Genomic DNA, 12,580 nt, shown 5'->3' on the forward strand with positions numbered 1-12,580 from the left:
CCCTACGGGGTGGGTGTCGCGACCGGGTGGGTGGCGGGCCCGCCGGTGGTGGTGGGCTCGGTGGTGGGCTGGGGTGCCCGGGTCGGGGTGGGCCGGGGGGTGGGGCTGGGCTGTTCATGGCTGGGCGTGGGCTGGGGGGCCTGCGGGCTGGGGGTGGTCGGGCCGGGGTCGGGGGCGCCGGTGGGGGCGGGTGCGGTGGGGGCGTGGGTGGGGGCGGCGCCGGTTGCGGGGGTGGTGGTGGGCGCGCCGCCGGTGGTCGGGGTCCTGCCGGCGCTGGGGGTGGTGCCGGCGGTGGGGGTGGGCCAGGTGTCAGTGCCGGGGTCGTCGTGGCCGGTCTGCAGGTCGAACTGCTGCGTGGGTGTGCCGTCGAGGGCGGCGGTCATGTAGGCGGTCCAGATCTTGGTGGGGATGGCGCCGCCGTTGATCCGGGCGAGTCCGGCGGTGCCGGCCAGCGGCTCCTTGGCGTGGGTCTTCGGGTTCTCGCGGAACAGGCCGACGGTGGTGGTGAGTTCGGGGGTGTAGCCGGCGAACCAGGCGGAGAGGTTGGAGTCGGTGGTGCCGGTCTTGCCGGCGGCGGGGCGGCCGAGGTCGAGGGCGGCGGCGCCGGTGCCGCGTGGGCTGACGACGTCGCGCAGGACGTCGGTGACGGAGTCGGCGACGGTGCGGCCGATGGCGTCGGTGGGGTTGTGCTCGGGCATCTTGGGGACGTCGATCTCGCCGCCGGGGTTGACGCGTTCGAGCTTCTGGACGGACCAGGGGGTGTGTGCCTGGCCGTGGTCGGCGAGGGTGGCGTAGGCGCCGGCCAGGTCGAGGGCGCTGGGGGTGGCGGTGCCGAGGGTCATCGAGGTGTTGGCCGGGTCCATGCCGCGGACGCTGTCGGGGATGCCGAGCTTGACGGCGGTGTCCCGGACGCGGGCGAGTCCGGCGTCGACGCCCTCCTGCGCGTACACGGAGTTGACGGACTTCATCATGGCGTAGCGCAGGGAGACGCTGCCGTAGTCGATGTCGTCCTCGTTGGGCGGGGCGTACGGGGTGGGGCCGCCGGTGACGGGGCGTTCGCTGGTGCCGTCGTAGTGGGACTCGGTGGTGATGGGACGGCCGTCGAGGGTGTGCTGGGCGAGCAGTCCGGCGGCGAGGTCGATCGGTTTGAAGGTGGAGCCGATCTGGTTGTCCTGGCGCAGCGCGTCGTTGTAGGGCTGCTTGGCGTAGTCGGGGCCGCCGTAGACGGCGACGACGCGGCCGGTGGCGGGTTCGACGGAGGCGCCGGCGACGCGGACGTCGGTGTCGGTGGTGGGGCGGGACCTGGGGTCGAGTTCGCCGGTGAGTTCGTCCTGGACGGCCTTGACGAAGGCGTCCTGGCGGGGCTTGTCGAAGGTGGTGGTGATGCGCCAGCCGCCGGCTTTGAGGGTGGCGGCGTCGATGGTGCCGGAGGAGATCAGGTAGTCGTCGGCGACGCCGACGAGGTAGCCGGCCTGGCCGGCGAGGCCGGTGGCGGGCTGGGGGTCGATCGGTTCGGGGAAGGTGGCGGCGGTGCGGTCGGCGGTGGTGAGGAAGCCGAGCTGGACCATGCCGTCGAGGGTGTAGTTCCAGCGGGCGACGGCCTTCTCGCGGTTGGCGGGGGTGGCGGTCTTGACGTCGTAGAGGCTGGGGGCCTGGAGCAGGGAGGCGAGGTAGGCGCCCTGGGTGAGGGTGAGCTGGGAGACGTCGACGCCGTAGTAGGCGTGGGCGGCGCTCTGGATGCCGTAGGCGCCGCGGCCGTAGTAGCTGCTGTTGAGGTATCCGGCGAGGATGTCCTTCTTGTCGCGCTGCTGGTCGACCTTGAGGGCGATGAGGAGTTCGCGGCCCTTGCGTTCGATGGTCTGGTTCTGGGTCAGGTAGTAGTTCTTGACGTACTGCTGGGTGATGGTGGATCCGCCCTGCATGCCCTTGCCGAGGAGGGTGTTCCAGCCGGCCCGGACCATGCCCGTCAGGTCGATGCCGCGGTTCTGGTAGAAGGTGCGGTCCTCGGCGGAGACGGCGGCCTGCTGGGTCTGCAGCGGGATCTGGTCGATGGTGACGTCGGTGCGGTTGACGGCGCCGGTGCGGGCGATCTCGGTGGTGCCGTCGGCGTAGAGGTAGATGTTGTTCTGGGCGACGGCGTGGGCGTTGGGGTCGGGCACCGGGACGATGACGTAGAGCACGGCGAAGGCGCCGACGGCGAGCAGGAACAGCGAGCCGAGGGTGCCGAGGGTGATCCGCCAGGTGGGCAGGAGCCGGCGCCAGAGCGGGAGGGCGCGGCGGGCCTCACGGCGGGCGGCCCGTCTGGCCTGGCGTCGGGTGCTCAAGGTCATGCCGCGATTATGTGCTATTTGACGTCCGCTCAGTGGTGGCAGTGGCTCTGAACTGCGAGGTTGCATCGGACGGTGCGTACGCCCCGGGGTGCGCCCGAAATACGGGTGCGGGTCACGAGGCCCGGAGGTACGGTGAAAGGTGCAAACCACATAGCGCACTCACTTCGGCAGCTCCGCCAGTCCGGCCCCGGCACCCCTGGGTCCGGCCGGTCGGAGCCGCTGGGTCGTGCGCCGATGCACGGGCGGGCAGCCGTCTGCCCGCATTTGTCGACAAGGAGACAATATGCAGAATGTGGACACCTCGGAGGCGAAGCCCCCCAGTACCGCCGGCTCCGCCCCCGGGCTCTACCTGGCCGTCGCCCGAGGCGCCTTCCGCCGCTACTCCACCTACCGGGCCGCCACCCTGGCCGGCACCTTCACCAACACCGTCTTCGGCGTCATCCTCGCCTCCTCCTTCCTCGCCCTCTGGCAGGCCCGCCCCAACCTCGGCGGCTACGACCAGAGCCAGGCCGTCACCTACATCTGGGTCAGCCAGGGCCTGCTGGTCACCGTCGCGGTGTGGGGCGGCGGCTTCCAGGACGACGTCCAGGACCGCTTCCGCAGCGGCGACATCGCCGTCGACCTCTACCGCCCGGTCGACTTCCAGGGCTGGTGGCTGGCCACCGACCTCGGCCGGGCCGCCTTCCAGCTGCTCGTCCGCGGCACCGTACCGCTGCTGGTGGGCGCCCTGGTGTTCCGCGCCCGGATGCCTGAGCAGCCGCTGACCTGGGCGTTCTTCCTGCTCTCGGTGCTGCTCGCGGTGGTGGTCAGCTTCGGGCTGCGCTTCCTGGTCTCGATCACCGGCTTCTGGCTGCACGACTCGGAGGGCGTGCGCTCGGTCATGCTGGTGGTCTCGATGTTCTTCTCCGGGATGCTGCTGCCGATCGCGCTCTTCCCCGGTTGGCTCGGCGACCTCGGCCGGGTGCTGCCCTGGGCCGCGCTGGTCAAGGTGCCGACGGACGTCTTCCTGGAGCGCGCGGGCGGCAGCGCCCTGCTCGGGGCATTCGGCTTCCAGATCGCCTGGGCCGCCGTCCTGCTCGCCGCCGGACGGGGCGCGCAGTGGCTGGCGACCCGCCGGGTGGTGGTGCAGGGTGGCTGAGCAGCTCGCCGGGGAGCAGTTCGCCGGGGAGCAGTTCGTGGGGGAGCAGTCCGTGGGGGAGCGGCCCGTGGGGGAGCGGCCCGTCGGGGAACGGCCCGTCGGGGAACGGTCCGCCGAGGAGCAGCTCGTGGGGGAGCAGTTCGTGGGACAGCGGCTCGTGCGGGAGCGCTTCGTCCCCCGTGCCGCCTGGGCGGTCCGCTCCTGGTGGCTCTGCGCCCGGATGTGGATGCGCTCGATGATGGCCTACCGGGCCTCCTTCGCGCTGAACCTGATGGCCGCCCTGGTCACCCACTCCCTCGACTTCGTCGTGCTGGTCATCATGTTCCGGCACACCGACCGGCTGGGCGGCTGGACCCTGCCGGAGATCGCCTTCCTGTACGCCACCGCGACCTTCTCCCTCGGCATCGCCAACCTGTTGGTCGGCTCGGCCGACAGCCTCGGCGCGCGGATCGTCAACGGCTCGCTGGACACCATGCTGATCCGCCCCGCGCCCGCGCTCTCCCAGCTGTGCGCCGAACGCTTCTCGCTGCGCCGGCTGGGCCGTCCGCTCCAGGCCGCGGCGGTGCTCGTCTGGTCGCTGGCCGCCCTGGACGTGCACTGGACCTGGGACCGGGTGCTGCTGGTGCCCGTCCTGCTGGCCTGCGGCAGCGTCATCTTCGGCGCGATCTACATCGGCGGCGCCACCGTCCAGTTCTGGTGGGGCGAGTCCAAGGAGATCCAGAACTCCTTCACCTACGGCGGCGCGACCCTGCTGCACTACCCGCCGACCATCTTCGCCAAGGAGCTCGTCGCCGGGGTGGTCTTCGGCGTCCCGCTGGCCTTCGTCAACTGGCTGCCCGCGCTGCGCATCCTCGACCGGCCGGACCCGCTCGGCCTGCCCACCGCCTTCCAGTACGCCTCGCCGGTCGCCGCCGCCCTCTGCCTGGCCGCCGCCGGGCTCGCCTGGCGCGCCGGACTGCGTGCCTACCGCGGCACCGGCAGCTGAACTCACCACATTCTCAAGGAGGTTCCAGGTTCCATGGCACTGATCGAACTGCAGGACGTCCGCCGCAACTTCACCGTACGGGCCCGCGCGGGCCGGTTCACCCGCACCAAGCGCGAGGTGCGCGCGGTGGACGGGCTCAGCTTCACCGTCGACGCCGGCGAGTGCGTCGGCTACATCGGGCCCAACGGCGCCGGCAAGTCCACCACCATCAAGATGCTCACCGGCATCCTCGTCCCCAGCTCGGGGCGGCTGCGCGTCGCCGGGGTCGACCCGGCCCGCGAACGCGTCGCGCTGGCCCGCCGGATCGGCGTCGTCTTCGGCCAGCGCACCACCCTCTGGTGGGACCTCCCGCTGCGCGACTCCTTCGAACTCGCCCGCCGGATCTACCGCATCCCCGACCGGCGGTACCGCGAGAACCTTGGCCGCTGCGTCGAACTGCTCGACCTCGGCGGCCTGTTGGACACCCCGGTGCGCCAGCTCTCGCTCGGCCAGCGGATGCGCGGCGACCTCGCCGCCGCGCTGCTGCACGACCCGCAGGTGCTCTACCTGGACGAGCCGACCATCGGCCTGGACGTGGTGAGCAAGGGCAAGGTCCGTGAGTTCCTGCGCGAGGTCAACCGCGACCGCGGCACCACGGTGCTGCTCACCACCCACGACCTGACCGACATCGAGCAGCTCTGCGACCGGGTCATGGTGATCGACCACGGCCGGGTGGTGTACGACGGCGGGCTGGAAGGCCTGCACACCACCGGGCGCAGCGAGCGGACCCTGGTGGTGGACCTCGCCGAGGCCCGGCCCGCGATCGAGGTGGCTGGGGCCCGGGTGGTCAAGGTCGAGGGGCCGCGCCAATGGCTGGCCTTCCCGGCGCAGCAGAGCGCCGCACCGATCGTGGCGGCGGTCGCGGAGCGGTACCCGCTGGTGGACCTGTCGGTGCGCGAGCCCGCCATCGAGGACGTGATCGCCCGGATGTACGCCGAGGTCGCGATCGGCTGAGCGGCGGGCCGGGTCGGAGGACCGGGCCGACGGGCCGAGCCGATGGGCCGGGCCGATGGGCCGGGCCGGTCGGGCGCCCGACCGGCTGCGCGTTCAGGTGGCGTCACCCGTCCGGGGAGGGCACGTGACTCCCCGGCGGGTGGACGGGTTGACCGTGCGTCACCCGCCCCGCACCGTGAACCGGAGGCCCGCCGCCCGATGGCCGTACCCGACGTGACCGTGGTGGTCGCGGCCTACGACACCATGCCGCACCTGGTGCTGCGCGGGGTGAGCAAGGGCCTCCGGGGCGGGTGATCGTGGGGCGCGCCCCCGTTCGCGCCGGTCAACGGGCAGACTGGCGGGGTGAGTGACGAAGCCTTCAGCGGGACCGGCCCCGGGGTCCGGTTCACCGCGGCCGACGAGCAGAAGAGACGCGGCGTCCGCCGGATGAAGACCATCGCGACCGGCCTGCTGGCCTTCGCGAGCGTGGTCTTCGCCCTCGCCACCTGGGCCGATGCGTCCGGTGCCGGAGCCTGGGCCGGGTACGTGGCGGCCGCCGCCGAGGCGGGCATGGTCGGCGCGCTGGCCGACTGGTTCGCGGTGACCGCACTGTTCCGCCGCCCCTTCGGCCTACCCATCCCGCACACCGCGATCATCCCGACCAAGAAGGACGCCTTCGGCCGCTCGCTCGGCGACTTCGTCGGCGAGAACTTCCTCTCCGGCCACGTGGTACGAGGCCGCCTCGGGGCGCTCGGCATCGGCCGCCGGCTGGGGGAGTGGCTGGCCGCGCCGGGCAGTGCCGAGCGGGTCACCAAGGAGGCCTCGGCGGCGCTGCGCGGCCTGCTCGCGGTGCTGCGCGACGACGACGTGCGGGCGGTCGTCGCCGAGGCGGTGACCCGCCGCGCCGCCGCCACCTCGGTGGCCGAGCCGATGGGCCGGATGCTCGGCAAGGTGGTCGCCGACGGAGGGCACCACGGCGTGGTGGACCTGGTCGCCGTCCGGGCGCACGGCTGGCTGACCGCCAACCACGAGGAGGTGGTGCAGAAGGTCACCCAGAAGACCCCGGGCTGGACGCCCAGGTTCATCGACCACCAGGTCGGCGAGCGGGTCTACAGGGAGCTGCTGCGCTTCGTCACCGACATCCGGGACGACCCCGACCACCCGGCCCGCGGCGCCATCGACAACTTCCTGGTCGACTTCGCCGCCGAGCTGCAGACCGACCCGGAGACCATCGCCCGGGTCGAGCGGGCCAAGGGCGAGCTGCTGGCCCGCCCCGAGGTGCAGGAGCTCATCAACTCCACCTGGTCGGCCGTGCGCACCCTGGTCATGGGTGCGGCCGAGGACGAGGACAGCGAACTGCGCCGGCGCATCCGCGAGGGCGTACGCGGCTTCGGCGAGCGCCTGGCCACCGACCCCAAGCTGCAGGCCAAGGTGGACGGCTGGCTGCAGGACGCCGCGCAGTACCTGGTCGACACCTACCGGACCGAGCTCACCTCGCTGATCTCCGAGACGGTGGCGGGCTGGGACGCCGACGAGGCCTCCCGCAAGATCGAGGCCAACGTCGGCCGCGACCTGCAGTTCATCCGGATCAACGGCACCGTGGTCGGCGCCCTGGCCGGACTGCTGATCCACACCCTGACGGTCGCGCTCGGGGGATGAGCAGGGCCTCGGCCTATGCTTGCCAGCACTGTCGGAACGCGCGTAGAAGGCGCGGAGAAGGAAGAAGGGCACCGCCGTGGTCCAGCCGGACGGAAGTCGGATCGGAAACCCCACCGGGAGCACCGGTAGCGCCGGGAGCGCAGGAGGCAGCACGGGCATCGAGGCGTTCATCGCCGGGATGCCGAAGGCGGAACTGCACGTCCACCACGTCGGCTCGGCCTCGCCGCGCGTCGTCGCCGAACTGGCCGCCCGCCACGCCGGACAGTCCAAGGTGCCGATCGACCCGGCGGCGCTCGCCGAGTACTTCACCTTCACCGACTTCGCGCACTTCATCGAGGTCTACCTGAGCGTCGTGGACCTGGTCCGGGACGCCGAGGACGTCCGGGCGCTCACCTACGGGGTGGCCGAGGACATGGCGCGCCAGAACATCCGCTACGCCGAGCTGACCATCACCCCGTACTCCTCGGTCAGGCGGGGCATCCCCGACGTCGCCTTCATGGAGGCGATCGAGGACGCCCGGCTGCGGGCCGAGAAGGAGCTCGGCGTCGTCCTGCGCTGGTGCTTCGACATCCCGGGCGAGGCCGGTCTGGAGTCGGCCGAGGTCACCGCCCGGCTGGCCACCGAGCTGGCCCCCGAGGGCCTGGTCAGCTTCGGCCTGGGCGGCCCGGAGATCGGCGTGCCGCGCCCGCAGTTCAAGCCGTACTTCGACCGGGCGCGGGCGGTCGGCCTGCGCAGCGTCCCGCACGCGGGCGAGACCACCGGTCCGGAGACGGTCTGGGACGCGATCCGGGTGCTCGGCGCCGAGCGCATCGGGCACGGCACCCAGGCGGTCAAGGACCCGGCGCTGGTCGACTACCTGGGCGAGCACCGGATTCCGCTGGAGGTCTGCCCCACCTCCAACATCGCGACCCGGGCCGTGGAGCGGATCGAGGACCACCCGATCAAGCAGATGGTGGACTCGGGCCTGCTGGTGACGGTCAACAGCGACGACCCGCCGATGTTCGGCACCGACCTCAACACCGAGTACGCGGTGGCGGCGCGGCTGCTGGGTCTGGACGAGAGCGGCGTGGCGGCGCTGGCCCGCAACGCGGTCGAGGCCTCCTTCCTGGACCCGGCGGGCAAGAGGCGGCTGGTCGGCGAGATCGACGCCTACCTGGCGGGCTGGCAGCGCTGACGTTCCCGCCGGGCCGGCCCGGCGGGGCCGACGTCCCGCCGGGCCGGCGTTCTCCCTGGTGAACCGCCCCGTCGACTCCGGTCGGCGGGGCGGTCCGCGTTCCGGCGGTGCCCGTTCCGCGATGTGGTGCCAAAGTGGCGCCACAAATGGCTCGACATGGCACCACTGCTGTGCCATGCTTGAGCCATGGACCTCACGCCGTACGTCGAAAACCTCCGGAACGAGCTCGCGGTGGCCGCTGCCGCCGGTGGCGACGAAGCCCGCGCGCTGGCCGACCGGCTGACGCTCCCGCTGGAGTCGGCCGTGCGGCTCACCCTGCTCAACGCGCTCTCGGCCGCCATGGGCGAGGTCACCCGCGATCTCGCTCCGGGCTCGGTGGACGTGCGTCTGCGCGGGCTCGACCCGGAGTTCGTGGTGACGGCACCGCCCGGCTCCGACAGCTTCCACGGCGACGTGCCGCTCGGGGCGCCGCCTGCGGCTCCGGTGGTGCCGCCCGTGGTGCCGCCGATGGTGCCACCACTGGTGCCGCCCGTGGTGCCGCCGGTGCTGTCGGAGTCGGATGAGTCGGGTACCGCCCGGATCAACCTGCGACTGCCCGCCCATCTCAAGGCGCGGGCGGAGGAGGCGGCCGGACAGGAGGGCCTCTCCCTCAACGCCTGGCTGGTCCGGGCCGTCGCCGGCGCGCTGGAGGGCGGTCAGCCGGGCGCCCGCCCGGCCGTCGATCCCGGTACCCGCGCCCCGCGCAGCGTCGGCGGACAGGGCTTCACCGGCTGGGTCCACTGACGCCTCCGCAGCACCCGCACCACCCGAAGCTTCGACGCCACCCCTGCACCTTCAACGTCACCCCCGCTCCGACCAGCGGGAACACCCACACCAGTCAAGAGGACGGGACAGCCATGCCTACGTACGAGACCGACGGACCGATCTCCGCGACCCTGGAATTCGAGATCGGCTCGGTGTGGATCCGGGCGAGCAAGCGCACCGACACCGTGGTCGAGGTCCGCCCCGCCAACGCGGCCAGGGAGGCGGACGTCAAGGCCGCCGAGCTGACCCAGGTCGACTTCTCCGGCGGTCGGCTCACCGTCAAGGGCCCCAAGCAGCGCACCGTCTTCTCCAACAAGAAGGGCTCGATCGAGGTCCTGGTCGAGCTGCCGGCCGGCTCCGAGGTGCACGCCGACTCCCCGATGGCGGACTTCGTCACCGAGGGCCCGCTCGGCGACTGCCGGCTGAAGGCCTCCATGGGCCGGATCCAGATCGACCGGGCCGAGAACGTACGGCTGAAGACCGACCACGGGGACATCCGGCTCGGCGCGGCCTCCGGGGACGCCGAGGCGTTCGGCGCCGGCCGGATCGAGATCGGCACCGTCGAGGGCGGGCTGACGGTCAAGAACAGCAACGGCGACACCGAGATCGACGAGGTGCACGGCGAGCTGAAGGCCAGCGCCTCCAACGGGCGGATCCACGTCGGCCTCGCCGGGGCGGGCGTGGACGCCAAGACGGCCAACGGACACATTCGGCTCGGCCGGGTGGTCCGGGGCAAGGTCGCCCTGCAGACCGGCGTCGGGGACATGGAGATCGGCATCGCGGAGGGCACGGCGGCCTGGCTCGACGTGCACAGCAAGTTCGGCTCCGTCCACAACACCCTCGGCGCGGCCGAGGGGCCGGGCGACGCCCGGGAGACGGTCGAGGTCCGCGGGCAGACCCAGGTCGGCAGCGTCACCATCCGGAGGGCCTGATGGCCGCGATCTCGACGATCGGGCTCACCAAGTCCTACGGGGACAAGGCGGTGCTGAACGGCATCGACCTGCAGATCCCGGCCGGCAGCGTGTTCGCCCTGCTCGGGCCGAACGGCGCCGGCAAGACCACCACCGTGCAGATCCTCTCCACCCTCATCCCGGCGGACGGCGGCACGGCCCGGGTGGCCGGGCACGACGTCGGCCGGCAGGCCCAGGAGGTGCGGAAGGCGATCGGGGTCACCGGCCAGTTCTCGGCGGTGGACAACCTCCTCACCGCCGAGGAGAACCTGCTGCTGATGGCAGACCTCCACCACCTCCGCCGTCGGGAGGGGCGGAGGCGGGCGGAGGAACTGCTGCACCGTTTCGACCTCACGGGGGCCGCGCGCAAACCCGTCGCCACCTTCTCCGGCGGCATGCGGCGCAAGCTCGACCTGGCGATGACGCTGGTCGGCGACCCGAAGGTGATCTTCCTGGACGAGCCGACCACCGGGCTGGACCCGCGCAGCCGGCGCACCATGTGGGAGATCATCCGCGGACTGGTCGCCGACCACGGGGTGACGATCTTCCTCACCACCCAGTACCTGGAGGAGGCGGACCAACTCGCCGACCGGATAGCCGTCCTGGACGGTGGCCGGATCGTCGCCGAGGGCACGGCCGAGGAGCTGAAGCGGATCGTCCCCGGCGGGCTGATCCGGCTCCGGTTCGCCGATGCCGACCGACTCGGCGCCGCCGCCTCGCTGTTCGACTACGCGGCCGTCGACACCGAGGCGCTGCGGCTGGACATCCCGGGGGACAACTCCGTCCTCACCGTGAAGGCCGTGCTGGACGCGCTCGACAATGCGGGGGTCCAGGCGGAGTCGCTGGTCGTGGAGACGGCCGACCTGGACGACGTGTTCCTCGCGCTGACCGGGGAGGGTGCGCGATGAGCGCGACGACGAGCTACGCGGTCAGCGACTCGCTGACCATGCTGCGGCGCAACCTCAGGCGCGCGCAGCGGTACCCGGCGATGACCTTCTCGGTCGTGGTGATGCCGGTGATGATGCTGGCGCTCTTCAACTACGCCTTCGGCGGCGCGCTGGGAGCGGGGATCGGCGGCGGCAGCTACATCGACTACGTGACGCCGGGCATCGTGCTGATGACGGCGACGGCGGGCTCGGTCGCCACGGCGGTCGGCGTCTGCGTCGACATGACCGAAGGGATCGTCAACCGCTTCCGGACGATGGCGATATCGCGGTCGGCGTTCCTCGCCGGGCACGTGGTCGGCAGCGTGATCCAGACCGTGATCGCCCTGGTGCTGGTGACGGGCGCGGCGTTCGCGATGGGCTTCCGGTCGAGCGCCGGTCCGCTGGAGTGGCTCGCGGCCGCAGGCCTGCTGCTGTTCGTGACGCTGGCGCTGACCTGGATATCGGCGGGCATCGGGCTGGTTTCCAAGACCCCGGAGAGTGCCAGCAACACGCCGCTGCCGCTGACCTTCCTGCCCTTCATCGGCAGTGCCATCGTCCCGCCCGACTCCATGCCGACGGTGCTCCGCTGGTTCGCCGAGTACCAGCCCTTCACGCCGATCATCGAGACCCTGCGCGGGCTGTTGACGGGCACCGAGATCGGCACCAGCGGGTGGAGCGCCCTCGCCTGGTGCACCGGACTGACGCTGCTCGGCTACTTCTGGTCGCGGAGCGTCTTCCACCGGCGGTGACGGGGGTGCGGCCGGCGAACGCGGCCCGGGGCGACGGACCTTCCGCCACCCGGGCCGCGCGGATGTTCCCGTAGTAAAGTCCGGGCAAAGGCTTCACCCGGGGGGAGTACATGGCGGCGGCTGCGTGGCACAGACGGATCGAGTGGTGGTTCAGGGGCGCGGCGCTGCTCGCGGTCCTGGTGTACCTGCCGGGCTATCAGGCCTCCCGATCGGGCGGCCTGGTGGAGGTCGAGCGCTGGCTGAACCACCCGGTGCTGCTGCTCGGGGCGGCGGTGGTGCTGCTGGTGGTCTCGATGGTGGTCGAGTTCGAGTTCCGCACCAAGTGGGCGCAGATCGGCTGTGCCGCCATCCTGTCGCCGCTGATCGTGATCGGGGTGGGGATCGGGGCCCTGGTGTTCTTCTTCGGCGGCGACGGCCGGCTGGTCGAGCGTGAGCCCGACCCGAGCCACCCCGACCACGTCCTCACCGTCACCGACATCGCCTTCTCCATCGACCCGATCTACCGGGTCGAACTTCTGACCGGTACCGGCTGGACGGCCCGTCACTGGGACCTGGGCACCTGGAACGAGGGCGACGGCTTCCACAAGGCCGAGTGGTCAGGCCCGGACCGCATCACGGTGACCTCGCGGCTCGAGACCAGGGTCTACACCGTCGATGCCGACGGCCGGCTGAGCGAACCGCAGGTCACCCGCCGCTGACGAACCCGGGCGAATGCGGCTCTCTCCGGGTTCTCGGCGCATTGCCCCGCAAGCCCGACATTCGAGGAAGTCGATCAAAACCTATTGCGGGTGCCTGATATGGCGGCTAAGTTGGGTTACCGATACGCCAGGTTGAAATGAAGATGATTCGTGGCGTTTCCGGGGCCGTCCGTTCTCGATACCGCTGCGACCCGT

The 12,580-nt window shown here is 71.9% G+C and carries 11 protein-coding genes; 10 read left to right on the plus strand and 1 reads right to left on the minus strand.

What is annotated here, in order from left to right; genetic code table 11:
• Positions 1-2: 2 nt before the first annotated feature.
• Complete coding sequence (locus ACZ3TI_RS20670) at positions 3-2,330, minus strand: transglycosylase domain-containing protein (RefSeq protein ID WP_465728132.1); 2,328 nt, start codon at positions 2,328-2,330, stop codon at positions 3-5.
• A gap of 283 nt (positions 2,331-2,613) precedes the next feature.
• On the opposite strand from ACZ3TI_RS20670, the gene ACZ3TI_RS20675 reads away from it, so the two are divergent.
• The 10 genes from ACZ3TI_RS20675 to ACZ3TI_RS20720 all read left to right on the plus strand — a co-directional run bounded on the left by ACZ3TI_RS20675 (position 2,614) and on the right by ACZ3TI_RS20720 (position 12,385).
• Positions 2,614-3,468: an ABC transporter permease gene (locus ACZ3TI_RS20675; protein ID WP_465728134.1), complete on the plus strand. Its 855-nt coding sequence runs from the start codon at positions 2,614-2,616 to the stop codon at positions 3,466-3,468.
• Positions 3,461-4,453 (plus strand): ABC transporter permease, encoded by a 993-nt coding sequence (locus ACZ3TI_RS20680; protein WP_465728136.1) that lies wholly within the window; start codon positions 3,461-3,463, stop codon positions 4,451-4,453. Before ACZ3TI_RS20675 ends, ACZ3TI_RS20680 begins: the two co-directional genes overlap by 8 nt.
• A gap of 33 nt (positions 4,454-4,486) precedes the next feature.
• Positions 4,487-5,446 (plus strand): ABC transporter ATP-binding protein, encoded by a 960-nt coding sequence (locus ACZ3TI_RS20685; RefSeq protein ID WP_465728138.1) that lies wholly within the window; start codon positions 4,487-4,489, stop codon positions 5,444-5,446.
• 342 nt (positions 5,447-5,788) lie between these two features.
• Positions 5,789-7,084 (plus strand): DUF445 domain-containing protein, encoded by a 1,296-nt coding sequence (locus tag ACZ3TI_RS20690; RefSeq protein WP_465728140.1) that lies wholly within the window; start codon positions 5,789-5,791, stop codon positions 7,082-7,084.
• Between the two features lie 157 nt (positions 7,085-7,241).
• Positions 7,242-8,258: an adenosine deaminase gene (locus ACZ3TI_RS20695; RefSeq protein WP_465728327.1), complete on the plus strand. Its 1,017-nt coding sequence runs from the start codon at positions 7,242-7,244 to the stop codon at positions 8,256-8,258.
• Positions 8,259-8,444: 186 nt separating this feature from the next.
• A complete protein-coding gene (locus ACZ3TI_RS20700; RefSeq protein WP_465728142.1) occupies positions 8,445-9,041 on the plus strand; it encodes a toxin-antitoxin system HicB family antitoxin in 597 nt (198 codons plus the stop codon).
• A gap of 113 nt (positions 9,042-9,154) precedes the next feature.
• On the plus strand, positions 9,155-9,994 hold the full coding sequence (locus ACZ3TI_RS20705) for a DUF4097 family beta strand repeat-containing protein (RefSeq protein ID WP_465728144.1): 840 nt from the start codon (positions 9,155-9,157) through the stop codon (positions 9,992-9,994).
• Positions 9,994-10,920, plus strand: coding sequence for an ATP-binding cassette domain-containing protein (locus ACZ3TI_RS20710; protein WP_465728146.1), 927 nt, complete (start codon positions 9,994-9,996; stop codon positions 10,918-10,920). Before ACZ3TI_RS20705 ends, ACZ3TI_RS20710 begins: the two co-directional genes overlap by 1 nt.
• On the plus strand, positions 10,917-11,687 hold the full coding sequence (locus ACZ3TI_RS20715) for an ABC transporter permease (RefSeq protein WP_465728148.1): 771 nt from the start codon (positions 10,917-10,919) through the stop codon (positions 11,685-11,687). The genes ACZ3TI_RS20710 and ACZ3TI_RS20715 overlap by 4 nt, the downstream gene beginning before the upstream one ends.
• Positions 11,688-11,797: 110 nt before the next feature.
• Positions 11,798-12,385: a hypothetical protein gene (locus ACZ3TI_RS20720; RefSeq protein ID WP_465728150.1), complete on the plus strand. Its 588-nt coding sequence runs from the start codon at positions 11,798-11,800 to the stop codon at positions 12,383-12,385.
• Positions 12,386-12,580 lie beyond the last annotated feature (195 nt).

This window comes from Kitasatospora sp. NPDC023120 (assembly GCF_055560835.1).